Below are 26,791 nucleotides of genomic sequence, written 5' to 3'. Positions count from 1 at the left end.
TATCAGCGGCACTCAAGCGGGTAAGGTAGATCCATCTTCGCAGGAGAATCCCATGACCCAGACCGCTTATCGCCAGGGCCCCGACGCTCAAGGCATGTTCGGCCAGTTCGGTGGCCGCTATGTCGCCGAAACCCTGATGCCGCTGATCCTCGATCTGCAGCGCGAATACGAGACCGCCATGGAAGACCCGGCGTTTCTCGAGCAGCTGGCCTACTTCCAGCGCGACTACGTCGGTCGGCCCAATCCGCTGTACTTCGCCGAGCGCCTGACCGAGCACTTCGGTGGCGCCAAGATCTATCTCAAGCGCGAAGAGTTGAATCACACCGGCGCGCACAAGATCAACAACTGCATTGGCCAGATCCTGCTGGCCAAGCGCATGGGCAAGACCCGCATCATCGCCGAGACCGGCGCCGGCATGCACGGCGTGGCCACTGCCACCGTGGCCGCGCGTTTCGGCCTGCCCTGCGTCATCTACATGGGCAGCACCGACATCGACCGCCAGCAGGCCAATGTCTTTCGCATGAAGCTGCTGGGTGCCGAGGTGATTCCGGTCACCTCTGGTACCGGCACCCTCAAGGACGCCATGAACGAGGCGCTGCGCGACTGGGTGACCAATGTCGCCGACACCTTCTACCTGATCGGTACCGTGGCCGGTCCGCACCCCTATCCGGCCATGGTCCGCGATTTCCAGGCCGTGATCGGTCGCGAGACCCGCGCCCAGATCCTGGAGAAGGAAGGACGCCTGCCCGACAGCCTGATCGCCTGCGTCGGCGGTGGCTCCAACGCCATGGGCCTGTTCCACGAATTCCTCGATGACCGGGACGTCGCCATCATCGGCGTTGAAGCCGGCGGCCACGGCGTCGACACCAGCAAGCACGCCTCCAGCCTTAACGGCGGGATGCCCGGGGTGCTGCACGGCAACCGCACCTTCCTGCTGCAGGACGACGACGGCCAGATCATCGACGCCCACTCGATTTCCGCCGGCCTGGACTATCCCGGCATCGGTCCGGAGCACGCCCACCTGCACGACGTGAAGCGCGTGGAATACGTGCCGATCAACGACGACGAGGCGCTCAAGGCCTTCCACCAGACCTGCCGCCTGGAAGGCATCATTCCGGCGCTGGAAACGGCTCACGCCCTGGCCGAGGCCTACAAGCGCGCGCCGCACCTGCCCAAGGACCACCTGATGGTGATCTGCCTCTCGGGCCGCGGCGACAAGGACATGCAGACCGTGATGAGTCACCTGGGAGATGCCCTATGAGCCGCCTGGAAACCCGCTTCGCCGCGCTGAAGGCCGAGGGCCGCGCGGCCCTGGTCACCTACACCACCGCCGGCGATCCGGACTATGACACCGCCCTGGCCATCCTCAAGGGCCTGCCGGCGGCCGGTGCTGACGTCATCGAGCTGGGCATGCCCTTCACTGATCCCATGGCCGACGGCCCGGCTATCCAGGCCGCTGCCCTGCGCGCCCTGCAGGCGGGTCAGAATCTGGCCAAGACCCTGGAGATGGTGCGCGACTTCCGGCGCGGCGAAGGCGAGACGCCGCTGGTGCTGATGGGCTACTACAACCCCATCCATCGCTATGGCGTGGAGCGCTTCCTGGCGGAAGCCGCCGAAGCGGGCGTGGATGGCCTGATCGTGGTCGACCTCCCGCCCGAGCACGACGCCGAGCTGGCGCTGCCAGCCCAGGCCGCCGGCATCGACTTCATTCGCCTGACCACCCCGACCACCGACGACGCCCGCCTGCCGCGGGTGCTCAACACCAGCTCCGGCTTCGTCTACTACGTGTCCGTCGCTGGCGTGACCGGTGCCGGTTCGGCCACCACCGAGCACGTCGAAGCCGCCGTGGCGCGTCTGCGCCGCTTCACCGACCTGCCCCTGGCCGTCGGCTTCGGCATCCGTACTCCCGAGCAGGCACGGGTGATCGCCCGGATCGCCGATGGTGTAGTGGTGGGCTCGGCGTTCGTCGACCAGATCGCCAAGGCCGAGTCCTCGGGCGCTGCCATCGACGGCGTGCTCGGCCTCTGCAAGCAGCTGTCGGACAGCGTACGCACCGCACGCTAGGCCCTCGCCAGCCTCGAAAAAGACCGCCTCAGGCGGTCTTTTTTTATGCCCGGGCAGCCTGCAAGCTGTGCATAACTTTGTGGGCAGTCTGTTCGCTTCCGGCGCAAAGCCGCGTGCCAGAAGGACTGGGCAGGTATTGGCCCTGTTGATCGAATCCGCTACGACTTGGTCCGCTGAGTCAGGCCACGAACGCCGGACCGTTTTATCGTCATTGCCTGACAGGTAAAGGCTGTGGATAAGCCCTGGGCAAGTTGTCAGCAACCGATCAGGCTGTTGTCCGGGCAAAATTGCTCAATAAATAGCCAATCTCGTTCAGGTTACTCAGGCGGCCGAATGCGCACTCCGCGATCCGGTTTTCCCACATCTGCTGTGCGCGCGCCTGTGGAAAAGATGTGGGACCTGGCCTGTATGCCATAGCTGGTAAGGCCTGCAGAGGATCGTACAAAAAATGATCAATCCTCTTTCAGGTGTTTTCCACAACCCACAATAGCGCTGCATAGGGCTGTGGATAGGTTGTTCGTCTAGTGCCAGAGACCAGAGCTGGCGCGGCTTCCAGAGAATCGATCAAATAATGACCAGTTTTCCCGGTTATTCCCGAGTCAAGGAATTTTTGCTGCCATCCCAATGAGTTATCCACGTCTGCTCAGCGCCGGGCTCAACGATCACCGCTAAAAGACTTGTGGATAAGTCTGTTGATTTTCTGTTTGGAAGCCTGTGCACGACAGCAGTGACCTAGCGCAGCGTCACCTGCTGGCGCAGGCCCGCGGCCGGCAGGACGAAGGCGCATTCCTCGAAGGTGGCCATGCGCATGCGCAGTGGCGGATTGTTGCTGTAGCCGTATTGTTCGGTGGGCATGCCGATGAAATTGGTGTCCAGCGCGCTGTTGCCGTTGTTGTCGTGGATGACCGACACGGCATAGCGCCCGGGCGGCAGCTCGAAGCGTTGCTCCTGGGTACCCGCCTGCGCGGCGAGATGGGCCTGGGCCACTGGCGTCTTGTGCGCCTTCCAGGCCGCTTCGCTGTCGAATACCGCCAGCAGCAACTGGCCCCCCGAGGCATCGACCGTCTCCACCCGTACCTGCAGTTCGGCGGCCTGCAAGAGACCGCTCAGACCGAGACCAGCAACCAACAACAGAGACTTCATGGGCATTCCTTCAGCAGGGGGAGGGCAGCAGCCGCAGCAACTCGGCCGGTTGTTCGAAGAAGAGATCGGGTTGCTGGGCGCGCAGCGTCGTGGGGCAGCCATAGCCCCAGGCCACGGCGGCGCAGCCCAGTCCGGCGCGACGCGCGGCCTGGAGATCGCGCAGTTCGTCACCGACATAGAGGGCTTCGGCCGGTGCTATCCGCTGGTGACGGAGCAGACGGGTCAGGCGCCGCGCCTTGCCCAGCAGGGGGATGTCGAATTCGCCAGCGGCAAACAGGCGTCCGGCCTGGGGCAGCACCTGGTGCACGGCCGCGGCGGAGTTGGAGGTCGCCAGGCCCAGCTGCAGGCCACTGGCCTGCAAGCGATCGAGGGTAGCGGGAATATCGGCGAAGGGCAGGACCTGATTGCCTCGCTGGACCAGCAGGCGGCGATAGTGCCGGGCGATGCGGGGCACCTGCCAGAGCGGGATGTCCAGGCTGTCGAGCAGACCGGTCAGGGAGGCGGCGCGCAGCCGGGGCCACTCGTCGGCAGCTGGCTGGCGAAAGCCATGGGTCTGCGCCAGCTCGCCGAGACAGCCCAGCAGAAAGGGCAGGCTGTTCGCCAGGGTGCCGTCGAAGTCGAAGATGACGTAGCGATAGCTCATGCGAGAGAGGCGCGGTGGGCGAAGGCGCCAGCGTAGCGGTCGCCTCCCGGTTTTGCCACCGCGACGGGATCCGGCAGGGGTGTCTCTGCCGGACAGGTCACACGCGGAAGCGGCGGATCTGGCCGTTGAGCTCCACCGCCAGCTCGGAGAGCTGCTGGCTGGCGGCGCGGGTCTGTTCGGCACCGGCGGCGGTCTGCACCGACAGATCGCGGATGCGCACCAGGTTGCGATCCACCTCGCGGGCCACCTGGGCCTGCTCTTCGGCGGCGCTGGCGATCACCAGGTTGCGCTCGTCGATGCCCGACACCGATTGGGCGATGGCGGCCAGGGCGGCGTTGGCCGACTGCGCCTGCTCGCGGGTCTGCCGGGCCTGGTCGGCGCTGGTCAGCAAGGCATCGACGGTCTGGCCGGTGCCCTGCTGGATGCTGCCGATCATGCCTTCGATCTCGCGGGTGGATTCGCCGGTGCGATGGGCCAGGGCGCGGACCTCGTCGGCGACCACGGCGAAGCCACGTCCGGCATCCCCGGCACGCGCGGCTTCGATGGCGGCGTTGAGCGCCAGCAGGTTGGTCTGCTCGGCGACCGAGCGGATCACGTCCAGCACCTGGCTGATGTTGCGGGTCTGCTCGGCCAGCTGACGGGCCTGCTCACTGGCACCCAGCACGTTTTCGGTGAGCACCTCGATGGCGCCCAGGGTATCGCCCAGCTGCCGCTGGCCCTGGCGCGCGGTATCGGCCGCCTGGCGCGATTCGGACGAGGTGGAGGTGGCGTTGCCGGCCACCTCGTCCACCGCCTGGCTCATCTCGGTGACGGCGGTGGCGGCCATCTCGATCTCGCTGTTCTGCTGCTGCAGGCCGTGGGCGCTCTCCTGCATGACCGCGGTCATTTCCTCGGCGGCGGAGGCCAGCTGGGTCGCGGAGTGGCCCAGGTGGCCCAGGGTATCGCGCAGATTGGTCTGCATCTGCTGCATGGCCTGCAGCAGCTGGGCGGCTTCGTCGTGACCGCGGGTATCCAGGGTCTGGGTCAGATCGCCGCTGGCGATGGTCCGGGCGGCGGCCACGGCCTCGGCGATGGGGCGGGTCATGCTCAGGGTCAGGCGCCAGGCCAGCAGCACGGTCAGACCCAGGGCCAGGGCAATGACGATCCAGGTAATGGAAGTGGCCTGGGCATAGGTGTCGCCGGAGCGCTGGGAGGCGGCCTTGATGTCTTCCTGGTTGATCTTGCGCAGGGCTTCGGTGCGCTCGTTCATCTGCGCGCCGAGCTGGGCCATGCCGGTCTGGATCAGGCTGCGGGCCTCGTCGAGCTTGCCGGCGCCGATCAGCTCAGCGAGCTGGCCGGTGTAGCGGACATAGTCGCGATGGATCTGGCGCAGGGCATCGAAGGCCTGGCGCTCGCGATCGGCGCTGAGGAGTTTTTCATAGCGGCCAAACCCGGCTTCGATGTCGGCATTGATGCTGTCGATCTTCTTGCGCGTGTTGGCAACGGTGGTGGCATCCGGAATAGCCAGCAGGCGCAGCACCTCGACCCGGGTGCGGGCCAGTTGCAGGGCCAGGTTGTCGGCTTCGACGATGCTGGGCACGTTGTTGGTTTCGATCACTTGGCCCTGGGTACGGATCTGCGACAGTTGCAGCAACCCGAACAGGCCCAGACTGGCCACGAGGATGGCCAGCAGGCCGAAACACAACACACTGCGGATGGCGAGGGAGAAGGAACGAAAAGTCACGGCGGCAGCCCCGGTGAAGAGTGAGGCCCCCTTTAACGGCTAGGGTCACCGTGACTTTATGGTCATTCGTCTTAAATATGACCTATGCGCTGGTAGAGCCGACCTGATGCAGGTGCGGCGCCGGTTGCGCCTCGCCCAGGTTGTTGAGCAGCCGCTCGCTGTACCAGTCGATGAAGTTGATCACGCCGAACTCGTAGGTCTTGGAATAGGGACCCGGCTGATAGGCCTTGGAATTGATGCCGCGCTGATTTTCCTCGGCCAGCCGGCGATCCTGGTCGTTGGTAGCATCCCAGACCTTGCGCAGATTGACCGGATCGTAGTCGACGCCTTCCACGGCATCCTTGTGTACCAGCCACTTGGTGGTCACCACGGTCTCGGTCGGACCCAGCGGCCAGACGGTGAAGACGATCATGTGATCGCCCATGCAGTGGTTCCAGGAGTGCGGCAGGTGCAGGATGCGCATGGAGCCCAGGTCCGGGTCCTTGATGCGACCCATGAGCTTCTTGCAGCCCGGCTTGCCGTCCATGGTCATGGACACGGTGCCAGCGAGCAGCGGCATGCGCACGATGCGGTTGCGCAGGCCGAAGCTGGCATGGGCGTAGGGGATGTTGTCGGCGTCCCAGCGGCTGGTGCAGGCGGCGACTTGATCCTTGAACGCCTGGGAGGCGCGCGGATCGGTGACGTCGTCCCATTCCAACAGGGTGTTCAGCAACTCGGGGTGGGAGCCGCTGCAGTGATAGCACTCGCGGTTATTTTCCAGCACCAGCTTCCAGTTGGCCTGCTCGACCAGGTCGGTGCGCACCGCGACCTTGGTGTTCTCCATGTCGTACGGCTCCATGTAGTGCTCGAGCGTACGCAGGAAGTCGTCGATGGCCGGCGGTTCGTCGGCCAGGGAGATGAAGATGTAGCCGCCGGCGGTCTTGACGTGGATCGGCTTGAGGTTGAAGTCGGCCATGTTGAAGTCGGCGCCCATCTCGGTGCCGGCGAACAGCAGGCGGCCGTCCAGCTCGTAGGTCCACTGGTGGTAAGGGCAGACTAGCTTGGCGACCTTGCCCTTGTCGCTGACGCAGAGGCGCGAACCCCGGTGACGGCAGACGTTGTGGAAGGCGTGGACCTTGCCCTCGGCACCACGGACTACCAGGATGGGGTTGTCGCCCAACTGCAGGGTGATGAAGTTGCCCTTGGTGGGAATCTCGCAGGTCATGCCGGCGATCAGCCATTCCTTGCCGAAGATCTCCTGCATGTCGATCTGAAACAGGCGCTCGTCGTTGTAGAACGGCTGGGGCAGGGAGTAGGTGCGCTCGCGGGTGCGCAGCATCTCGGCCGTGGCCTTGCGGGCCGGATCGAGAGGGTCGCCCAAACTCAAGGTGCTGACGTCCATCGTACATCCTCGTGGCCACCGCGGCGGGTGGCAAAAGTGGTTGGTCACGGTATTGCAAGGCTATTGGCCGACGGGGCAGGGCCGCCGAATGACCCCGTGCTTCGCCCGTCGCGCGCTGTTCAGGTTCGGCTTGGGGCGGAGTGTGGGGCCGGAGCCGGGAGGGGGCCTTGCTCATGGGCGACATGGCCGACGCTGTTCACGACGCCCCAGCCCTTGCCATTGCTGGGCCGGTCGCCATCGACATGTGGATGTCGCGATTGGGAAAGTGACGGTCGTGGGGCCCTCCCAGAATCGCCGCCAATAGCCCCAGTGGCAGTCGAGGTGCGTCATGAATACCTTCCTCAACCCCGTAACCACCCAGACCTGGACCAATGGCCGCCACCCCGTGCGCTGCGTCAAGGTCATCCAGGAAACCTGGGACGTGCGCACCTTCTGCTTCACGGCCGAAATCCCGCTGATGTACTTCTTCAAGCCGGGCCAGTTCGTGACCCTGGAGCTGGAGATCGACGGCCGGCAGGTGATGCGTTCCTACACCATCTCCAGTTCGCCCTCGGTGCCCTACAGCTTCTCCATCACCGTCAAGCGCGTGCCGGGCGGCCAGGTGTCCAACTGGCTGCACGACAACCTCAAGGTCGGCGACAACCTGGCCGTGCACGGGCCGGTCGGCCTGTTCAACGCCATCGACTATCCTGCCGACAAGGTGCTCTACCTTTCCGGCGGCGTCGGCATCACCCCGGTGATGTCCATGGCGCGCTGGTTCTACGACACCAACGCCAGCGTCGACATGGTCTTCGTGCACAGCGCCCGTACCCCGCGCGACATCATCTACCAGGGTGAGCTGGAGCACATGGCGGCGCGGATCGACAACTTCGCCCTGAATCTGGTGTGCGAGCGCACCGAGCACGGCGAGTCCTGGGCCGGCTATCGCGGCTACTTCGACCGCCGCATGCTGGAGCTGATGGCGCCGGACTTCCGCGAGCGCGAGATCTTCTGCTGCGGCCCCACGCCCTACATGAATGCCGTCAAGACCATGCTCCGCGAGCTGGACTTCGACATGACCCACTACCACGAGGAATCCTTTGGCGCGACGCCGCCGGAAGCCAAGGTGGAGGCCGCCGAACAGGCCGAAGCCGCGGCCGACCTGCCGCCAATTCCCCTGGAAGCCCAGTGCCTGATCTCTTTCACCGAGAGCGACAAGAGCGTCAGCATTGGCCCCGGCGAGACCATCCACGGCGCCGCCGCCAAGCTCGGTCTGCACATTCCCAAGGCCTGCGGCATGGGCATCTGCGGCACCTGCAAGGTGCTCAAGAAGAGCGGCGATGTGGTCATGGACCACAACGGCGGCATCACCGAGGAAGACGAAGCCGAAGGCTACATCCTGTCCTGCTGCAGCATCCCGCAAGGGGATGTGCAGATCGAGTTCTGAGGCACAGGCTGGGCTGAGGCGGCTCCATTGCCGAAGCCCAACCGCACGGATTCATCCTTGGCAGCGTTGGGCTTCGCTGCGCTCAACCCAACCTACGGACGCTCGGCTAGGCTGTAGGGTGGACAACGGCGCAGCCTTGTCCACATCGCCCAAGCCCTTCTCTTGCACCAGTGGAAAACGCTGCGCGGTTTTCCACGCTACAGACGCCAGGAATCCTCGCGATGCTGCGCTTTCCTAAAAGCCTCTAGGCCAAACGCAGCGGTAGGTGCAGCGTGATGACCACTTCCCCCGCGCCGTTGGCGAAGCGCGCTTCGCCGCCGAAGCTTTCGCTGAGCGCCTTGACGATGGGCAGGCCCAGGCCCCAGCCGCGCTTGTCGCTGCGGGTGGAGATGAAATAGGGCGTGGCCAGGTTGGCCAGGACCTCGTCGGGAAACTGGCCGAGGTTGCGCAGCTCCAGCATGACCTGGTCGTCGGCCAGCCACTGGCGGACTCGAATCGGCGTTCCCGCCTCGCCGTGCTTGGCGGCGTTGAGCACCAGATTGTCGAAGATGCGCAGGAAGGCGTATCTGTCCCACAGCACCTCCTGCGCCGGGGTCTCCAGCTGCAGGTCGAGGTGATTGGCGAACTGCAGGCGCAGATTGGCCGCAGCATCGTTCAGCAGCGGACCCAGCACCAGCGGATCGCCGCTGAGGCGGACGCCGCCGCCCAGGCTCATGTGGCTGATGTCCAGCACGTCGGTGATCATCTGGTTCATGCGCTGCAGGTTGTCGTGCAGGGTCTGCAACAGATCGTCGGTCCGCCGCGCCGGATTGCGCTGCATCAGGTTGACCACCATGGTGGCGGCGGTGAGCGGCGAGCGTAGGTCGTGGTTGAGCGATCTCATGAAGCGTTCGAGCATGACCTTTTCCGCTTGCAGGTTCTCGCTGCGGGCGATGGCCGAGTTGCGCTGCTGCTCCATGTGGCCGACCTGGGAGCTGGCCTTGAGCAGGGCGCCGACGGTGGCCAGCACCTCTTCCGGATTGATCGGGTGGGTCAGGTAGGCCTGGGCGCCGGTGTTGAAGCCCTGGGCCTTGTCCCTGCCGGAGACGAAGGTGGCCGAGATGTTGATGATGGCCGGCAGCCGGCCCCAGCCGCACTTGCGCTCGATGGCCTGGATCAGCTCGAAGCCGGTGGTGTCCGGCAGATTGACGTCGATGATCACCAGTTCGACGGATTCGTCGATCAGCGCCAGGCCGCTGGCGCCGCTGGCCGCTTCCAGCACCTCATAGTGGCTCTGGCTGCCGAGGATCTTGCGCAGCACATAACGATTGGCCTCGGTGTCGTCGATGATGACGATACGGTGTGGGGCACTAGTCATCGGACAGACTCCGCGCCAGGGCGCAGACCTCGGCCAGCAGCCGCTCGGCGTGATCGGGTGCGTGCTTGAACAGGATGGCGTGGCAGTAGTCCTGCAGGCGCTGGCGGCCCGCCTCGTCGAGGGGCTTGGCGGTGTTGATCAGCACCCGCCGGTGCATGCTCCAGTCCATGCTGGCGAGCAGGTCCTCGCCGTTGATGTCGGGCAGGTCGAGGTCGAGGATGATGATGTCCGGGCGCACCGCATTGAGCCGGTCGAGGCTGCTGCGGGCGCTGTCCGCCTCCAGCAGGACTGGATTGAGGCGTTCGAGGGTGCGCCGGACCAGATAGCGATCGCCTTCGTTGTCCTCGATCACCAGCACGGTGAGGCCGCTGAGGTCGGGTTCCGGCTCGGCGGCCCGGTGGCTGGCGTAGTGGCGCGGCAGGCGCAGGGTGAAACGACTGCCGCGGCCGACTTCGCTGTCGAGAGAGAGCTCGCCGCGCAGCAGCACGGCCAGGCGCTGCGCCAGGGGCAGGCCCAGGCCGGTGCCTTCGATATGGGTCAGGTGCGGCGAGCGGATGCGCTCGAATTCCTCGAAGATCTTCTGCTGATCCGCCGCCGCGATGCCAATGCCGCTGTCTTCCACCAGGAATTCCAGGCTGGCGTCGTCGGGCTGGAACACCTGGATGCGCACCTGGCCCTGCGGGGTGTACTTGAAGGCGTTGGAGATCAGGTTACGCAGCACCTGGAACAGCCGACTCTCGTCGGTATCCAGCAGCACCCCGGCCGGCGGCGGGGCGACGCTGAAGCTGACCTGGGGATAGCGCGGCGCCAGGGCCGCGGCGAACTGTTCGAGGCGATCGATGAAGGGCGCTAGCGCAAAGGGCTGGGGCACGATGGTCAGGCGGCCGGACTGCACCTCGGCCAGCGCCAGCAGCTCGCTGACCAGGTTGGCCAGTTCCAGCGCCGCGTCACTGATGAAGCGCACCTGGCGCTGCTGTTCGGCATTGAGCGCCCCGTCCACGCCGCTGGCGAGCAGCTTGGCGACATTCTCGATGATGTTGATCGGGGTGCGGAATTCATGGGTCATGTTGGAGAAGAAACGGGTCTTCGCCTCGCTGGCCTCCTTGAGTTCCTGGGTGGCCTTTTCCAGCTCGGAATAGAGCGCCACCACGCCCTGATTGGTGTTTTCCAGTTCCTTGTTGGTGACCTCTAGTTCCGCCTGGCGCAATTGCAGCTCGGTGTTGGTCAGCAGCAGCTCTTCGCTCTGCAGGCGGATCTGTTGATAGGGATCCGGTGGCGGACTGCCCTGCAGCTCGGCCGTCAGAGCCTGGAGCAGCTCCGCCGCGGGAAAGGGCCGCGGCGCCTGGTACTTGCGGGCGGTGATGCAGGTGCCGGCAGGGGAGGTCTGGATGTCGAAGTCGTCGAACAGCCGCTGGGCGCCGCGCAGGCCGATGCCCATGCCGGTGCTGGAGCGATAGCTGCCCGCGCGGATGGCCTCCATCTCGGCGATGCCCGGGCCCTGGTCAACTGCCTGCACCTCCAGGCCGCGCAGGCGCTGGTCTGCGCCACGCAGCAGGGCGAAGTCGAAGTGACCGCTGCCGGCGTACTGGTGGATGTTGCGCGCCAATTCGGAGACCGCGGTGGCCAGGCGGATCTGCTCCAGCGCCGGCCACTCCAGCGCCGCGGCCAGGCGCTTGGCTGCCTGGCGGCAGTGCACGATGTCCTGCTCGCTGTGCAGGGCGAGGGTCAGCAGGGGCAAGACGTCAGACATGCTTGAGTACCAGAACGGTGGCATCGTCGGCGGAGCGCCGGAAGTCGCGGTGCAGGAGGGCGGCGATCAGCGCCGGATGGCGCGCCCCGAGCCCGGAGTGCTCGCCCAGTCCCACCTTGGACGTCAGTCCATCGGAGTTCAGCACCAGCAGGGTGCCGGGCGTCCAGGGGTAGGTATAGGTCTGGATCCGGCCGATCCGGTAGCCCAGGGTGCCATTGTTGGACACCAGGCTGCGTGTGGTGTTGCCCAGCAGGCGCCCGGCGATGTTGCCGATGCCGCAAAAGCTCACCTGGCCCTGATCCGGGTCCAGCTCGGCCAGCGCTAGGGCGGCGCCGCGGGTTTCCATCAGCGCCTGGTGCAGATTCTCCATCAGCCGCTGCAGGGGCAGGTGTGCGCCATGGCGCAGGAACAGGTCCCGCGCCCGGCGGCTGGCGGTGGCGGCCTGCTGGCCATGGCCCAGGCCGTCGCACACCAGCAGGCGACGCCCGCTGACCGCCCAGGTGTCGCCGCAGAGCTGTTCCTCGGGGTGCGGCGTGCACAGGGCGCCATGCTGCAACCGGCTGCCGGGCGCGCCGGCCAGATGGAAGCGCGCCAGCACCACGGTGCCCTGACCCGGTCGCGAATGGATGTCGAACACATCGGACTGCCGACGGATCGCCCCCAGGCCGGCGCCCAGCGTCGCGGCCGTGCTGTAGTGATCGCTCAGGCAGCGGGCGACGTCGTGCATGCCCGGGCCGCGATCCACCGCCAGGACATCGAGCACCCCTTCGCCGCTCAGGGTGGCCAGGAGTTCGCCGTGTCCGGCATGGCGGACCAGGTTATAGCCCAGCTCCTGGGCAACGATGGTCAGACGCCCGAGCAGGGTTTCGTCGGCGGTGACGGTGCCGGCCAGCCGGACCAGGGCGCGCCGGGCGGCATCGACATGGACGCTGGTGCTTACCAGCAGCACCAGGCTGCACGGCTGGTCGTTCATCGCCACTTCCAGAGTTCGACGGTAGTGCCCTGGCCGGGCTGGCTGTCGATGTGGAAGTCGTCCACCAGCCGCCGCGAACCGGACAGCCCCAGGCCCAGGCCCTTGCCCGAGGTGTAGCCGTCGACCATGGCGCGGTCGAGATCGGCGATGCCCGGGCCCTGGTCGCGGATCACCAGGCGGATCGCCGGCTTGCCAGCGCGCAGCGTCTCTTCGATCAGGCACTCGCCGCCCAGCCCGTAGACTAGGCCGTTGCGCGCGATCTCGCTGGCCGCGGTGACGATCTTGGTCTGGGAGATAAGGCCCAGGCGGATGGCTTCGGCGACCTTGCGCACCTGCTGACGGATCAGCACGATGTCAGTCTCCTGGCGGAGTGGAAGCGTCTGTGTCTTCGCCACCCTCTGACTCCTCCAGCGATTCGTCCGCGGCGACCATGGCTTCCAGCCGGCGCATGCCCTTTTCCATGTTCAGCGCCGTGGCGATGCCCTCCAGCGACAGCCCCAGTTCCACCAGGGTGATGGCCACCGCCGGCTGCATGCCGACCACGATCACCTTGGCATCGAGGATGCGCGAGACCTGGGCGATGTGGGACAGCATCCGGCCAATGAAGGAATCGACGATTTCCAGCGCCGAGATGTCGATGAGTACGCCCTTGGCCTTGTGCCGCACGATCTGCTCGGTAAGGTCTTCCTGCAGGTCCAGCGCCAGCTGGTCGTGCATGTCGACCTGGATGCTCAGCAGCAGGAAAGGGCCCAGCTTGAGGATCGGAATCCGCTCGATCATGACGCGTTCCTCAGACCTTTGCCGGGGCGGCCAGGCGCACGCCCTGCTGGCGCAGGGCCAGGCGGAAGGCATCGGCCAGGGAAGCCTTGGTGATGACGTCACCCAGGTCCACGCCCAGGTGAACGATGGTGGCGGCGATCTGCGGGCGGATGCCGCTGATGATGCACTGGGCGCCCATCAGGCGGGCGGCGGTCACCGTCTTGAGCAGATGCTGGGCGACCATGGTGTCCACCGTGGGTACGCCAGTGATGTCGATGATGGCGATGTCCGACTCGGTCTGGACGATCTTTTCCAGCAGCGACTCCATCACCACCTGGGTACGATTGCTGTCCAGCGCGCCGATCAGCGGGATGGCCAGGATACCGTCCCATAGTTCCACCACCGGGGTGGACAGTTCCAGCATGCTTTCCTGCTGCTCGCGGATCACCGTCTCGCGGCCGCTCATGAAGCTTTCCATGCTGTACAGACCGAGGTCGTCGATCAGCCGGGTGGCGGCCCAGATCTCGGCGAGAGGATCGTCGCACTCGTTCTGGATCAGGTTGAACAGCGGTTCCTTGAGCGAGAAGACGAAGGTCGCCGTCTGCGCGGGCGTTAGACCCGCGCGACTCTGGTCGAAGGAAAAGCGCTCCAGCAGCGCGCGCACCGGCTGCCAGTGCGGCTCGCGCAGATTGCCCAGGCCTTGGGCGGCGGCCACGGTGATCCGCCGCAGCAGTTCGGCGGAGTTGGCCAGGATGGTGGTTTCATCGAGCAGGTCGATGCGCATGCCGGCTGCGCGCTGGGCGCCGATCCAGGCATCGAGCAGCGACCGCTCGTGGGTGCGCAGCAGCTCGACCAAAGCGGTACTGTACATGGGGGTTCCTAGGTGACGAGAAGGTGGCTCAGGACGGGCCGACCGGGTAGAGAGCGGGCAGGAAGAGGCGGCAGGTGCCGGTGGGGATCCGAGCGCGTGGTCGGATCCCCGGGAGATCACATGTCCATCTTTTCCTTGGTGATCTTGCCGGTCTTGGCGTCGGCATGGAAGTCGTACTTCATACCATCCTTCTTCATGCCCTCGCCTTCCCACTGACCGTCATCGGCTTCGATCTTGGTGATCGAGGTGTAGCCCTGTTCCATGAGCTTGGATTTGACGTCGTTCATGGGCATCCAGTCGGCGCCGGGCTGATCGGCCAGGGCGGCGGTGCTGGCCAGGACGGAACAGGCAAACAGGGAAGCGAGCAGCTTGGATTTCATCGCGAGACCTCGTCGTGGTGGTATGCCCGTGCTTGGACCACCACCACGCGCGACAAATCCCGTCTGGTCCAGGCGTCAGATTGACGATTCCTCGACCAGGTGCGGCAGCAGTCCGGCAGGAGCCTTGGCGCTCTTGCCCTTGGTCTTGCGCGGCGCATAGGGGCGACTGGCCAGCCGCCAGAGATCCCGCCAGCGCTCGGCAAGGGCGGTGGGCTTGTCCAGATAGAGGCGCAGGCCCAGGGAAAAGGCCTTCGCCTGCAGCCGCTCACGCTGCTGGGCCAGGCTTTCGCCGATGGCCAGGCGGGTATTGCTGGCGCCGAACAGGGTCGGCTCGTCCACCAGCAACTGCTGCATCACCGCCAGGTCGTGATCATCGCCCAGGTATTCCGACAGGCGCTTGAGGCTCTTCTGCCGCGTCTTGAATTCCGCCGGCCAGGCCGCGGCGAGCAGCTGGGTGTGATACCAGTGATCCTTCACGCGCTTGCGCCAGTCGTGCAGGGTGTCGTCGGTGGGCTTGTCGCGAGCGGTCTTGAGCGCCTGGCGCCCGGCCTTGTAGTTGTCTTCCAGGCCGCGGGCGAAGAGGGCAAAGCCCTTGCCGGACAGTTTCCAGCCCGCCACTTCCTCACGCATGGCGGTCAGTTCCTCGAGCAACTCGGGATGGCCGCTGGCCGCGGCGATCTGCTGGTCGGCGCGCTCCTGCAGACGCTGACGTACACGCTTCATGGCCGGCGAGGCGAACCTCTTGCGGTCGGATTCGCCCAGCTTGTCCCAGCTTTCCACCAGGGCAGCGCTGTCACGCAGCGACGACAGCTCTCGGCCCAGGTCGCGCAGGCGCCGATTGCGACTGGCGAAGGCGCGCTTGCCCAGGGCGCCGTGCAGCAGCCGCAGGAGGGCGCGCAATTCCTTGAGCCGTTTGCGCGTCTCGTGGACGCCCTTGGGGGTACCGCTCGCCAGGGACGCTTCAGCCTGCACCAGACGATCCGTCACCACGCGGCGGACTTCCTCGTCAGCCGGTTGCCGTGCATCGAAACGAAAGGCCATCGAACTCTCCTCAATAGGTGGACCGCAGCACCCGCTTGCGCGGGAGCGTAACGGTATGAAAGACCTCCACGACAGCGGGAGATGCCAAATTTCATCTAAACGTCATATTTCCTTCATGCCGCCCGACGCTGGGCACCGCCTGCCGCAGGCTGGGTCAGAAGGGCTATAGTTGCCCGACCACCTGCGCAAGGAGATCCGGATGTTCGAAGCCGCCGAAAGCGAACACTTGCTCGATGAAGCCACCTACGACGCCAAGCTGCCCAAGCTGCGCGAGGCGCTGCTGGCTGCCCAGTACGAACTCAAGGCGCAGGGCCGTTTCCCGGTGATCGTGCTGATCAATGGCATCGAGGGGGCGGGCAAGGGCGAGACGGTCAAGCTGCTCAACGAGTGGATGGATCCGCGCCTGATCCGCGTCGAGACCTTTCTCCAGCCCACCGCCGAGGAACGCCAGCATCCCCCGGCCTGGCGCTACTGGCAGCGCCTGCCGGGCAAGGGCCGGACCGGCGTCTTCTTTGGCAACTGGTACAGCCAGATGCTGCACGGCCGGGTCAACAAGGACCTCAGTCGCGTCGAACTGGATGCCGCCATCGGCCAGGCGGAACGCTTCGAGCGCATGCTCGCCGACGAAGGCGCGCTGATCCTCAAGTTCTGGTTCCACCTCTCCAAGCCGCAGCTCAAGCAGCGCCTGAAGCACCTCAAGAACGATCCCCGCCTGGGCTGGAAGCTCAGTCCGCTGGACTGGCGCCAGGCCAAGGTCTACGACCGCTTCGTCAAGGAGGGCGAACGGGTGGTGCGGCGAACCCACCACGACTACGCGCCCTGGCACGTGGTGCCCGGCTTCGACGAGCGCTTTCGCAGCCTGACCGTCGGCACCGTGCTGCTCAAGGCGCTGCAGCGCGCCCTGGCCAACAAGCCGCGCAAGCAGCGCCGGGCCGCCGCCGTGGTACCGCCGCCGGTGGATGGCCGCGGCGTGCTGGAAGCCATGGATCTGACCCAGCGCCTGGACAAGGCCGACTACGAGGACCAGCTGCTCGCCGAACAGGCTCGGCTGGCGCGCCTGCTGCGCGACAAGAAGTATCGCCGCCATGCCCTGGTGGCGGCCTTCGAGGGCAACGACGCCGCCGGCAAGGGCAGCGCCATCCGCCGCGTCACCGGCGCCCTGGATCCGCGTCAGTACCGCATCGTCCCGGTTGCCGCACCCAGCGACGAGGAACTGGCCCAGCCCTATCTCTGGCGCTTCTGGCGGCACATTCCGCGGCAGGCCAACTTCACCATCTTCGATCGCTCCTGGTACGGCCGGGTGCTGGTGGAGCGGGTCGAGGAACTGACGCCCGCCGCCGACTGGCAGCGGGCCTATGGCGAGATCAACGACTTCGAGGAACAGCTCCACGACGCCGGCATCGTGCTGGCCAAGTTCTGGCTGGCCATCGACCAGGACACCCAACTGGAGCGCTTTCGCGCTCGCGAGGAAACGCCCTTCAAGCGTTTCAAGATCACCGAGGACGACTGGCGCAACCGGGACAAATGGGATCTCTACAGCCAGGCGGTCAACGACATGGTGGTCCAGACCAGCACCGCCATCGCGCCTTGGACACTGGTGGAAGCCAACGACAAGAGGTTCGCCCGGGTGAAGGTGGTGCGGACGCTCAATGAGGCGTTGGAGCGGGCGTATGACAAGGGGTAAGTAAAGACCGGCTTTCGGTAAAAGCGGTTGTTCAGCTCGTTATCGTCTTTGGGGATACTTTTGTTTCGCCCCGCCGGGCGACTCACTTTTTTTAGTCACCAAAAAAGTAAGCAAAAACGCTTGCCCCACCATCCGGCCCCGGCTGCGCCGGGGTCCGCTCCCGCCATCGTCGCTCCAGGGGCCCGCCGCGAAGGGCCTTCCCTGGCCCTCGCGACTCTCGCGGCATCCATGCCGCTCGACCCCCTACGCAACGATTGCGCTCGCCCTGCTGGAAGGGGCGTTGGGCGCGCCTGAGGCTTTGGGTGGTTTGGGTAGCCAGCGTCTTTGTGGCGGAGCGATGGACCATCCTGCAAAACCCAAATCCCAGAAACGAAAAAGCCCCGCCGAAGCGGGGCCTTTCTGCAACCGGATCAGTCGTTAGACGACTTGAACCTGGTCAGCTTGCATACCCTTCTGGCCTTTGACAGCCACGAAAGTGACCTTCTGGCCTTCGCTCAGGCTCTTGAAGCCGGCGCTTTCGATGGAGCGGTAGTGCACGAACAGGTCGGCGCCGCTTTCCGGGGTGATGAAGCCGTAGCCTTTCTCATCGTTGAACCACTTGACGGTGCCATTTTCACGATTGGACATGAGTATCTCCAGGATGTAGGGGGAACAACCACGTTAGCGAGACATTCGCTAGCGGGACTGTAATGCGAGAGTGAGACGAGCCAGGAGATGAAAATGAAGCAACATCAAGCAGGTATCGAGTAACTATTGCAGTAGCAGTGCCTATACCATACGCGCTTTCGCGAGCTTGTATAGCCCTGACTCGCATATTTGTTGACCAATGGCGCTGCTTGCGCTGTCAGAGCGTCTCACTCAGGCTACGGGCTCCCCTGCTCGAAAGAGACTCCGCATGGACAAGCTGCACCGGATCAAGGGGGCCTGGCCCTACCTGATCGCCGTCTTTCTCAACGCCTTCGTCGATCTTGGCCACAAGATCGTCATCCAGAACACCGTGTTCAAGGTCTATGACGGTTCCACCCAGGTGGTGCTGACCGCGCTGGTCAACGGCATGATGCTGCTGCCCTTCATCCTGCTGTTCAGCCCCTCCGGCCATGTCGCCGATCGCTTCGCCAAGGTGCGGGTGCTGCGCCTCGGTGGCTGGGCGGCGGTGGCCATCACCCTCGGCATCACCCTGGCCTACTACGCCGGGCTGTTCGAGCTGGCCTTCGCCATGACGCTCCTGCTGGCCATCCAGGCGACCTTCTATTCGCCGGCCAAGTACGGCTACATCAAGGCGCTGTTCGGCAAGCAGCGGCTGGCCGAGGGCAATGGCCTGGTGCAGGCCAATTCCATCATCGCCATCCTCGCCGGCACCGTGGTCTTCACCGCCTTCTTCCAGTTGCACCTGGGCGCGAGCCAGGCTACGCCCCACGCCATCCTGCAGGACATCGCCCCGCTGGGCTGGCTGCTGGTGCTCTGCAGCCTGGCCGAGGTGGCGCTGCTCTATCGCCTGCCGCTGCTGGAAGAGCCCCGGCCGCGCGCGCCCTTCGACTGGCATGCCTATGTGCGGCTACAGAGCGCCCGGCAGAACCTGGCGGTGATCGGCGAGAATCCGGTGATCCGCCTGTCGATCATTGGTCTCGCGGTGTTCTGGTCGGTGGGCCAGGTGCTGCTGGCGAGCTTTCCGGCCTACGCCAAGGATCACCTGGGCATCGACAACGTGCTGCTGCTGCAGGGCATCCTGGCCTGCGCCGGGATTGGCATCGCGATCGGCTCGGCGCTGGCCAGCCGGGCCTCGCGCGGGCGCATCGAGACCGGCCTGATCCCGGTGGGCGCGCTGGGCATCGCCCTCGGTCTGTGGTGGCTGCCGGCGCCCAGTTCGGCGCTGGTGCATGCGCTCAACTTCATCTTCATCGGCCTGATGGGCGGGCTGTTCATCGTTCCGCTCAATGCCCTGATCCAGTTCCATGCCCGGGAAGACCAGCTCGGCACGGTGCTGGCGGCCAACAACTGGGTGCAGAACGTCGCCATGCTGAGCTTTCTGGTGCTCACCGCGGTGATCGCCCTGCTCGGCCTGGACAGTCGCTGGCTGCTGCTGCTGATCGCCGCGGTGGCGCTGATCGGCGGCGCCTACACGGTGTGGAAGCTGCCGCAGAGCCTGGTGCGCTTTCTGCTCGGCCTGATGGTCACCCGCCACTACCGCATCCAGGTGCAGGGGCTGCAGAACCTGCCGGCCCAGGGCGGGGTGCTGCTGCTGGGCAATCACATCAGCTGGGTCGACTGGGCCATGGTGCAGATCGCCAGTCCGCGCCCGGTGCGCTTCGTGATGCTGCGCTCGATCTATGAGCGCTGGTACCTGAAGCCCTTCCTCAAGGCCATGGGCTGCCTGCCCATCGCCCAGGGCAACGGTGCCGGGGCGGCGCTGGAGCAGGTGGCGGGATTGCTCAGCGCGGGCGAGGTGGTCTGCCTGTTTCCGGAAGGGGCGATCAGCCGCACCGGGCAACTCGGCGAATTCCGCCGCGGCTACGAAAAGGCCTGCGAGCGGGTCGGGCCCGAGGTGCAGATCGTGCCCTTCTACCTGCGCGGTCTCTGGGGCAGCCAGTTCTCCCGCTCCTCCAGCAAGCTCAAGGAATTGCGCGACAGTCCGCTGCACCGCGAAGTGGTGGTGGCCTTTGGCAAGGCGTTGCCCAAGGACACCCCGGCCGATGTGCTCAAGCGGCGGATCTTCGAGCTGTCGATCCGCTCCTGGGAGCGCTACATGCAGGGCCTGCCGTCGCTGGCCGATGCCTGGGTGGCCAGCGTCAAGCGCCGCCCCAATGGCCTGGCGCTGATCGACGACCTGGGCGCCCCGCTCAAGGCCGCCCAGGCCCTCACTGGCGCTGCCTGCCTGGCGCGGCGGATGCGCAAGAGCCCCGAGGCCAACCTCGGTCTGCTGCTGCCCACCAGCAGCGGCGGCATGCTGGCCAACATGGCGGTGCTGCTGGCCGGCAAGACCCTGGTCAATCTCAACTACACGGCCACGCCCGAGGCCCTGGCGTCCGGACTGGACCAGGCCGGTATCCGCACCGTCTACACCTCGAAGCGCTTTCTCGACCGCCTGCGCACGCGTGGCCTGCCGGTGGACGAGTTGCTCGTCGGGCGCGAGGTGGTGGATCTGGAGGCATTGCGCGCCGGGATCGGCAAGGCCGAGTTGCTGGCCAACTGGCTGGCGGTCTGGCTGCTGCCCACCGCCATGCTGCAGGTGCTGGTAAGTCGCGCCCACGATCCCGAGGCCACCGCCGCCATCCTCTTCTCCAGTGGCAGCGAGGGCACGCCCAAGGGGGTGATGCTCAGCCATCGCAACCTGATGGCCAATCTCAAGCAGACCTCGGACGTGCTCAATACCCAGGACGACGACGTCTTCATGGCCTCGCTGCCGCTGTTCCACGCCTTCGGTCTCACGGTGACCCAGTTCCTGCCGCTGATCGAGGGGGTGCCGGTGGTCTGCCAGGCCGATCCCACCGACGTGGCCGGCATCGCCAAGGCGGTGGCGACCCATCGCGCCACGGTGCTCTGCGGCACCTCGACCTTCCTGCGGCTGTTCGTGCGCAACACCAAGGTGCATCCGCTGATGCTGGAGAGTCTGCGCATCGTGGTGGCCGGCGCCGAACGCCTGGATCCGGCGGTGCGCGAGGCCTTCAAGCTCAAGTTCAACCAGGACATCTACGAGGGCTACGGCGCCACCGAGACCGCCCCGGTGGCCTCGGTCAACCTGCCCGATGCCCTAGACGTCAGCTACCTGCAGGTGCAACGCGGCGGCAAGCTCGGCACCGTGGGCATGCCGCTGCCGGGGACCGGCTTCAAGATCGTCGATCCCCAGACCTTTGCCGAATTGCCCACCGGCGAAGCCGGCATGGTGCTGATCGGCGGGCCGCAGCTAATGCAGGGCTACCTGAACGATCCCGAGCGCACCGCCAAGGCGATCCGTGAGATCGAGGGCGAGCGCTGGTACGTGACCGGCGACCAGGGCCGGCTGGACGAGGACGGCTTTCTCACCATCGTTGATCGCTATTCGCGCTTCGCCAAGATCGGTGGCGAGATGGTCAGCCTGGGCGCTGTGGAGCAGGCTCTGGCCAGGGCGGTGGCCGATCCGGAGATCGAGCTGCAGGCGGTCAATCTGCCGGATGCCAGAAAGGGCGAGCGCATCGTGGTGCTGCATACCGGCACCCTGGACGCGGCGGCGGTGGAGAAGACCCTGCTGGCCCAGGGGGTGGGTGGGCTGCTGCTGCCCTCGGCCTGGCTGGCGGTGGACAGCCTGCCGAAACTGGGGGCCGGCAAGGCCGACGTGGCCGGGGCGAAACGCCTGGCGCAGACGCGGTTAAACGAGTCGGAGGAGGTTTAGGCGGTAATTCGTCCATCCGGCGCCGGCGAACCCTAAAGCCTGGCGCCGCTTGGCCGATCATGAGGGGGCTAATCATGTTTTCGAGGTTTTCCGGTGAAACTACGCTCCCTCAACATCGCCCCGCGGGCCCTGGTCGCCTTTGGTTTCTTCGCCCTGCTGGTGATCGGCCTCGGGCTGTTTTCCTTGGGCCAGAATCGCGTCATCAAGGAGAGCGAGGAGCAGATCGTCGGCAACGTCATCCCCAGCGTCCAGACCATTGGCGAGATCCGCGCCGACCTGCTCAGTCTGCGCATGCACAACCAGGGCCTGATGCTGGCCACCTCCAACGCCGAGACCCAGGCGGTGCACAAGGCCATCGAGGCGGCCAAGGCCACCCTGGAACAGCACGTGCGCCAGTTCGACGCCCTGCTGCTCACCGACAAGGGGCGTGAGGTCTACACCCGGATGACCGGCCAGTTGGCCACCTACCTGAACAACCAGAACCGCTATCTGAAGGCGCTGGACGACCAGAACGATGCCGAGCTGCTCAAGCTGGCCGGGCAGGACGGCGAGATGGCCCACAGTGGCAATGCCCTGAGCGCCACCGTCAACGAACTCGCCGGGCTTGTCGATGGCAAGGTCACGCGCCTGGCCGCCGCCTCCATGGCCAGCTACCACAATGCCATCGCCATCACCGTGGCGGTGATGGTGGCGGCCCTGGCCGGTACCCTGTTGCTGGCCTGGCGCTTTACCCGCAGCCTCACCGGGCCGCTGGAAAAAGCCCTGGCGGTGGCCGAGCGCATCGCTGCCAACGATCTCAGCCGGACGATCGAGCCCGACGGGCGCGACGAACCCGGCCGGTTGCTGGCAGCCATGGCGCGGATGCAGGACAACCTGCGCGCTACCCTGGAGCGGCTGACCCTGTCGTCCACCACCCTGGCGTCCACCTCCGAAGAGTTGTCGACGGTCACCGAGACCGGGCTGCGCGGCATCCAGCGGCAGAACGACGAACTGGCCCAGGCGGCTACCGCCGTCAACCAGATGACCGCCGCGGTGGAGGAGGTGGCGCGCAACGCCGCCGCCGCCAGCGCCGCCGCCCAGGACTCGCGCACCTCGGCCGATCTCGGCCAGCGCCGGGTCGAGGAAACCCTCGCCACCATTCATGCCCTGCACAGCGCGGTGGCCTCCAGCAGCGGCGAGATCGACGGCCTGGCGGGCCAGGTACAGCGCATCAGCGGGGTGCTCGACGTGATCCGCGGCATCGCCGAACAGACCAATCTGCTGGCGCTCAACGCCGCCATCGAAGCGGCGCGCGCCGGTGAGGCCGGGCGTGGCTTTGCCGTGGTGGCCGACGAGGTGCGTGCCCTGGCGGCCCGTACCCAGCAGTCCACCGGCGAGATCGAGGACATGATCGGCGCCATCCAGGGCGGCGCCGGCAAGGCGGTGGACGCCATGGCCACTAGCAATCAGCAGGCCGGTGCCTGCCTGACGGTGGCCGCCGCCGCCGGCGAGGCCTTGGCCGAGATCGCTCGCCACATCGTGCAGATCAACGAGCGCAACCTGAGCATTTCCGCGGCCACCGAGGAGCAGGCCCAGGTGGCGCGTGAAGTGGATCGCAACCTCACCAGCATCCGCGACCTCTCCACCCAGAACGCCGCCGGGGCCGAGCAGACCGCCGCCGCCAGCACCGACCTGGCGCGCCTGGCCGGCGACCTGAACGGCGCGGTCCGGCAATTCCGCCTCTGACCGCGGGCCTGCCTCAGCGGGCGATGTCTTCCAGCGCCCGGTTGCGGGTGCGCGGGCCAAACAGGCCGATGGTCAGCACCACGATCAGCATGCTGGCGACGATGAAGGCCAGCACGCCCGGTGTGCCCAGGCGCTCCAGCAGGGTGCCGATCAGCAGGCTGCTGAACACCGTCGACAGCCGGCTGAAGGAATAGCAGAAGCCTACCGCCCGGGCGCGGATGGCGGTGGGAAACAGCTCCGCCTGGTAGGAGTGGAAGGCAAAGGTCAGCCAGGCGTTGCAGAAGGTGATGCCGACGCCACAAAGGATCAGGCCGAGGGCGCCCTGCTGCAGGGCGAACAGACTGCCGAAGCCCACCGTCCCCAGGGCGGAGCCGACGATCTGCCACTTGTTCTCGAAGCGATTGGCGATGCGCACGAACAGCAACGGCCCCACCGGATAGGCGAGGGTGATGACGAAGGCATAGCCCAGGCTGTGGGTCAGGCTTACGCCCTGGCCGGAGAGCAATGCCGGCAGCCAATTGCCGAAGCCGAAGAAGCCGATGGCCTGGAACAGGTTGAAGACGATCAGCATGATCACCCGGCGCCGATAGGGCGGTTGCCACAGCGCCGCGAAGCGCGCGCTCACGGCGCGTTCTTCGACGATCGCCGCGGGCGGCGGCAGCGGCTGGCCGCTGTCGGCCTGGCAGGCGGCTTCCAGGCGCTCCACGCCCTGTTCGGCTTCGTCCAGCCGGCCCTGCTGCGCCAGCCAGCGCGGCGATTCGGGCAGGCGCTGGCGCAGCCACCAGATGAACAGGGCGAAGACGGCACTGGACAGCACCACCCAGCGCCAGCCGGAAATGCCCAGCGGCGCCTGGGGCACCAGCCACCAGGACAGCAGCGCCACCGCCGGTACCGAGAGGAACTGGAGGGCGAAGGCAAAGGCGAAGGCCGAGGTGCGCATGGCCTTGGGCACCAGCTCCGACAGATAGGCGTCGATGGTCACCAGCTCCAGGCCCAGGCCGATGCCCACCAGGAAGCGCAGGGCGATCAGCCCCAGGGCGGTGGTCTGCAGACCCATGGCCAGGGTCGCCAGGGTGTAGCCGACCAGTGCCCAGGTAAAGATCGCCCGGCGGCCGAAGCGGTCGGCGATGGGGCTGAGCAGGCTGGCACCGACGAACAGGCCGAGAAAGGTGGCCGCGGCGAAGGCGGCCTGGTCGGAGACCCCGAACACCCCGGCCGCGCCGGTCTGGAAGACGCCGTCGCGCAGGAGCCCGGGACTGATGTAGGCGGTCTGGAACAGGTCGTAGAGTTCGAAGAAACCGCCGATGGACAGCAGGGCCACCAGGCGCCACAGGCTGCGGGTGGCCGGCAGGCGATCGAGACGCGCCGAGAGGGCGGCGGCCCGCTGGGAGGCGGGCAGGGCAGTGGCCGAAGCCGAGGACGCAGGGGTCATGGGACGCTATCCAGAGAACAGTCGTCCTACAGCTTACGGATCAGCCCTTGCCGAATGTTGCCAAAGATTTCCGTATCGACGATGCCGTTTGGCAGGAAATCGGGTTTTTCGGCTTGGTTCTGGCAGCCGCTTGCGTGGATTAGGGGACCAGCGCCAGGGCAGTGCGCAGATCGACCACCAGGACATCCAGATAACCGCCCTGCAGCGCGCCGCGGATGGCATTGACCTTGCGCAGGCCTCCGGCCAAGCCCACCACGCGGTCGATCTCTAGCAATTGCGGCAGGTCCACCGCGACCACGGTTTCTTCGCTGTCGTCCAGCACCGGCCGGCCCTGGGCGTCGAAGTACCTCAGGCAGATGTCGCCCACCGCACCGCGGGCGGCGAGCACTTCCAGCATGGCCTCGCCGTGGTAGTTGCCGCTGTTGCGCAGGAGCTGCGACGGCTCCAGTTCGCCGATGCCGACCAGGGCCACGGTGAGCCGGGCGAAGCGCTCGGTCACCTCGCGCACCTCGTCCAGCTGCAGGATGCGCTGACGACTTTCCGGCGACTGCTCGATGCTCTGCGAGGGCAGCAGATAGGCTGGACAACCGAGCAGATTGGCCAGTTGCTGAGTCAGCAGGGTGGCCTCGAAAGCACCCTTGTTGCCGACTCCGCCGAGCAGCTGCACCACCTCGGTCGCGCCCTGGCGACTGCTGCCGCGGTGCATGTGGCCGACCATGGCGCGAATGGTGGAGCTCCAGGAGGAGATGCCGATGTGGTCCTTTTCGGTGACGCTGGTTTCCAGATAGTGGGCGGCGGCCGAGCCGATGGCCTGCTTGATGGCCTCTTCGTCGTCACCGGTGGGCTCCACCACGATCGCCTGGCGAATGCCGTAGCGCTGTTGCAGCTGACGCTCCAGCTCCAGGTGGAAGTTGCGCGGGCGCTGCACCGAGATGCGCACGATGCCTTCCTTGAGCGCTCGGCTCAGGGCACGGCTGACGAAGGATTGCGACAGGTCGAGCTGTTCGGAGATCTGCGACTGCTTGAGCCCTTCTTCGTAGTAGAGGGAGGCGATCTTGGTCAGCAGGCGTTGTTCTTCGAGATTACTCATCCAGATTTCCGGTACCGGCGGCTAGGTTGCACCCAGGGCCGCCGGGCCGGGGCGGCCGTGACGAACCCTCAAAAAGCAGGCACTTGGCTGTTAGAAAGGCGCATTTTCCCGCTATTTTCCCTCAGCCTCCCGCTGGACGCCAAGGCTTTTGCGGCCTGGCGTCCCCGGGGGTCGATCAGGACATGATCAGGCCACCGTCCACATTGATCGCCTGGCCGGTGATGTAGGCGGCGTCCGCCGAGGCGAGAAAGGCCACCAGGCCGGCCACATCGGCCGGGGTGCCGGCGCGCTTCATGGGGATGTTGCCGACCCATTCCCGCATCAGTTCGCCCTGGCCATAGCGCTTTTCCGGGGTGGACAGGATCTCGCCCCAGACGCGGTCGTTGTAGTCCCACATCTCGCTTTCGATGATGCCGGGGCAGAAGGCGTTGACCGTGATGCCGTGGCGCGCCAGTTCGTGGGCCAGGCTCTGGGTGATGCCGATGACGCCCATCTTGCTCGCCGCATAGTGGGGCGTGTAGATGAAGCCCTGGCGCCCCTGGCCGGAGCTGGTGTTGATCAGGCGGCCGCCACGCCCGGCGGCGACCATGCGCCTGGCCGCCTCGCGACAGCACAGCCAGACGCCGGTGGTGTTGACCTGCAGGATGCGGTCGAAGTCTTCCCGCGGCATGCGGTCGAAGGCATCGATGGTGATGATGCCGGCGTTCTGCACCGAGACGTCGACCCGACCGAAGCGGGCCTCGGCCTGGGCATAGAGGTCGGCCACTGCCGCCTCGTCGGTGATGTCCACCACCAGTGGCAGCACCTCGGCCCCGGTCTCGGCGGCCAGCCGCGCGGCGGTGTCGTGCACCCGCTCGGCGTTGGAGACCAGTACCAAGTTGGCGCCCTCACGCCCAAAGCGCTCGGCGATACCCTCGCCGATGCCCCGGCAACCGCCGGTGATGACCACGGTTTGACCTGCGAAGCGACGTTCCACGTGAAAC

At 66.1% G+C, this 26,791-nt stretch carries 22 protein-coding genes and 2 pseudogenes; 7 read left to right on the top strand and 17 right to left on the bottom strand.

All coding sequences use genetic code 11. The features are described 5' to 3' along the window. The first annotated feature begins 52 nt into the window (after positions 1–52). Together trpB and trpA are read left to right on the top strand one after the other, a co-directional pair. On the top strand, positions 53–1,261 hold the full coding sequence (trpB, locus tag EC839_RS13625) for a tryptophan synthase subunit beta (RefSeq protein ID WP_007160172.1): 1,209 nt from the start codon (positions 53–55) through the stop codon (positions 1,259–1,261). Beyond that, positions 1,258–2,064 carry a tryptophan synthase subunit alpha gene (gene trpA / locus EC839_RS13620; RefSeq protein ID WP_007160173.1) on the top strand — a complete coding sequence of 269 codons (807 nt, stop codon included), beginning with the start codon at positions 1,258–1,260 and terminating at the stop codon, positions 2,062–2,064. The genes trpB and trpA overlap by 4 nt, the downstream gene beginning before the upstream one ends. 732 nt (positions 2,065–2,796) lie before the next feature. On the opposite strand, the gene EC839_RS13615 is transcribed toward trpA, so the two are convergent. The 5 genes and pseudogenes from EC839_RS13615 to gbcA all read right to left on the bottom strand — a co-directional run bounded on the left by EC839_RS13615 (position 2,797) and on the right by gbcA (position 6,954). After that, on the bottom strand, positions 2,797–3,207 hold the full coding sequence (locus tag EC839_RS13615; RefSeq protein WP_007160174.1) for a DUF2141 domain-containing protein: 411 nt from the start codon (positions 3,205–3,207) through the stop codon (positions 2,797–2,799). Between the two features lie 10 nt (positions 3,208–3,217). Continuing rightward, the gene (locus EC839_RS13610; protein WP_007160175.1) at positions 3,218–3,850 is read right to left on the bottom strand and encodes an HAD hydrolase-like protein; all 633 of its coding nucleotides are present in this window, start codon (positions 3,848–3,850) and stop codon (positions 3,218–3,220) included. 97 nt (positions 3,851–3,947) lie between these two features. Then, the gene (locus tag EC839_RS24970) at positions 3,948–4,676 is read right to left on the bottom strand and encodes a methyl-accepting chemotaxis protein (RefSeq protein WP_371913872.1); all 729 of its coding nucleotides are present in this window, start codon (positions 4,674–4,676) and stop codon (positions 3,948–3,950) included. Between the two features lie 126 nt (positions 4,677–4,802). Then, positions 4,803–5,573 (bottom strand): annotated as a pseudogene (locus EC839_RS24965) (MCP four helix bundle domain-containing protein); the annotation flags it as partial. A gap of 82 nt (positions 5,574–5,655) precedes the next feature. Beyond that, positions 5,656–6,954, bottom strand: a complete 1,299-nt coding sequence (gbcA, locus tag EC839_RS13600; RefSeq protein ID WP_007160177.1) for a glycine-betaine demethylase subunit GbcA — start codon at positions 6,952–6,954, stop codon at positions 5,656–5,658. Positions 6,955–7,282: 328 nt separating this feature from the next. Between gbcA and EC839_RS13595 the strand changes: the two genes are divergently transcribed. Beyond that, complete coding sequence (locus EC839_RS13595; RefSeq protein WP_007160179.1) at positions 7,283–8,380, top strand: hybrid-cluster NAD(P)-dependent oxidoreductase; 1,098 nt, start codon at positions 7,283–7,285, stop codon at positions 8,378–8,380. A gap of 244 nt (positions 8,381–8,624) precedes the next feature. Here EC839_RS13595 and EC839_RS13590 read toward each other — a convergent pair whose 3' ends face one another. The 8 genes from EC839_RS13590 to EC839_RS13555 all read right to left on the bottom strand — a co-directional run bounded on the left by EC839_RS13590 (position 8,625) and on the right by EC839_RS13555 (position 15,511). After that, positions 8,625–9,737 (bottom strand): response regulator, encoded by a 1,113-nt coding sequence (locus EC839_RS13590; RefSeq protein ID WP_007160180.1) that lies wholly within the window; start codon positions 9,735–9,737, stop codon positions 8,625–8,627. Beyond that, positions 9,730–11,487: an ATP-binding protein gene (locus EC839_RS13585; protein ID WP_007160181.1), complete on the bottom strand. Its 1,758-nt coding sequence runs from the start codon at positions 11,485–11,487 to the stop codon at positions 9,730–9,732. Before EC839_RS13585 ends, EC839_RS13590 begins: the two co-directional genes overlap by 8 nt. After that, on the bottom strand, positions 11,480–12,460 hold the full coding sequence (locus EC839_RS13580) for a SpoIIE family protein phosphatase (protein ID WP_007160182.1): 981 nt from the start codon (positions 12,458–12,460) through the stop codon (positions 11,480–11,482). The genes EC839_RS13585 and EC839_RS13580 overlap by 8 nt, the downstream gene beginning before the upstream one ends. Then, a complete protein-coding gene (locus EC839_RS13575; RefSeq protein ID WP_007160183.1) occupies positions 12,457–12,810 on the bottom strand; it encodes an ATP-binding protein in 354 nt (117 codons plus the stop codon). The genes EC839_RS13580 and EC839_RS13575 overlap by 4 nt, the downstream gene beginning before the upstream one ends. Positions 12,811–12,814: 4 nt before the next feature. Next, entirely contained in the window at positions 12,815–13,240 is a 426-nt protein-coding gene (locus EC839_RS13570) for an STAS domain-containing protein (RefSeq protein ID WP_007160184.1), read from the bottom strand. A 10-nt stretch (positions 13,241–13,250) separates the two neighbouring features. Then, complete coding sequence (locus EC839_RS13565; RefSeq protein WP_007160185.1) at positions 13,251–14,090, bottom strand: STAS domain-containing protein; 840 nt, start codon at positions 14,088–14,090, stop codon at positions 13,251–13,253. A gap of 116 nt (positions 14,091–14,206) precedes the next feature. Next, entirely contained in the window at positions 14,207–14,470 is a 264-nt protein-coding gene (locus EC839_RS13560) for a PepSY domain-containing protein (RefSeq protein WP_007160186.1), read from the bottom strand. A gap of 75 nt (positions 14,471–14,545) precedes the next feature. After that, a complete protein-coding gene (locus tag EC839_RS13555) occupies positions 14,546–15,511 on the bottom strand; it encodes a CHAD domain-containing protein (protein ID WP_007160187.1) in 966 nt (321 codons plus the stop codon). Positions 15,512–15,710: 199 nt separating this feature from the next. On the opposite strand from EC839_RS13555, the gene pap reads away from it, so the two are divergent. Beyond that, positions 15,711–17,195 (top strand): polyphosphate:AMP phosphotransferase, encoded by a 1,485-nt coding sequence (pap, locus tag EC839_RS13550; RefSeq protein ID WP_007160188.1) that lies wholly within the window; start codon positions 15,711–15,713, stop codon positions 17,193–17,195. Positions 17,196–17,612: 417 nt separating this feature from the next. On the opposite strand, the gene EC839_RS13545 is transcribed toward pap, so the two are convergent. Further along, the gene (locus EC839_RS13545) at positions 17,613–17,822 is read right to left on the bottom strand and encodes a cold-shock protein (protein WP_007160189.1); all 210 of its coding nucleotides are present in this window, start codon (positions 17,820–17,822) and stop codon (positions 17,613–17,615) included. A 268-nt stretch (positions 17,823–18,090) separates the two neighbouring features. Here EC839_RS13545 and EC839_RS13540 point away from each other — a divergent pair, with 268 nt between their 5' ends. From EC839_RS13540 to EC839_RS24955, 3 genes and pseudogenes are all read left to right on the top strand, one after another. Then, positions 18,091–21,561, top strand: coding sequence for an acyl-[ACP]--phospholipid O-acyltransferase (locus EC839_RS13540; RefSeq protein ID WP_007160190.1), 3,471 nt, complete (start codon positions 18,091–18,093; stop codon positions 21,559–21,561). Between the two features lie 93 nt (positions 21,562–21,654). Next, positions 21,655–22,107: pseudogene (locus EC839_RS24960) on the top strand (MCP four helix bundle domain-containing protein); the annotation flags it as partial. A 138-nt stretch (positions 22,108–22,245) separates the two neighbouring features. Next, positions 22,246–23,286, top strand: coding sequence for a methyl-accepting chemotaxis protein (locus EC839_RS24955; RefSeq protein ID WP_372237656.1), 1,041 nt, complete (start codon positions 22,246–22,248; stop codon positions 23,284–23,286). Between the two features lie 13 nt (positions 23,287–23,299). On the opposite strand, the gene EC839_RS13530 is transcribed toward EC839_RS24955, so the two are convergent. From EC839_RS13530 to EC839_RS13520, 3 genes are all read right to left on the bottom strand, one after another. After that, a complete protein-coding gene (locus EC839_RS13530; RefSeq protein ID WP_007160192.1) occupies positions 23,300–24,718 on the bottom strand; it encodes an MFS transporter in 1,419 nt (472 codons plus the stop codon). Positions 24,719–24,857: 139 nt separating this feature from the next. Continuing rightward, positions 24,858–25,808, bottom strand: a complete 951-nt coding sequence (locus tag EC839_RS13525) for a sugar-binding transcriptional regulator (RefSeq protein ID WP_007160193.1) — start codon at positions 25,806–25,808, stop codon at positions 24,858–24,860. A gap of 175 nt (positions 25,809–25,983) precedes the next feature. Next, positions 25,984–26,784, bottom strand: coding sequence for an SDR family oxidoreductase (locus EC839_RS13520; protein ID WP_007160194.1), 801 nt, complete (start codon positions 26,782–26,784; stop codon positions 25,984–25,986). Positions 26,785–26,791 lie beyond the last annotated feature (7 nt).

The sequence above is a fragment of the Pseudomonas sp. JUb52 genome (assembly GCF_004341115.1).
Taxonomy (GTDB): domain Bacteria; phylum Pseudomonadota; class Gammaproteobacteria; order Pseudomonadales; family Pseudomonadaceae; genus Chryseomonas; species Chryseomonas oryzihabitans.
The sequence above is the reverse complement of the archived record's forward strand: the minus strand, read 5'-3'. Positions and strand labels throughout refer to the sequence as shown.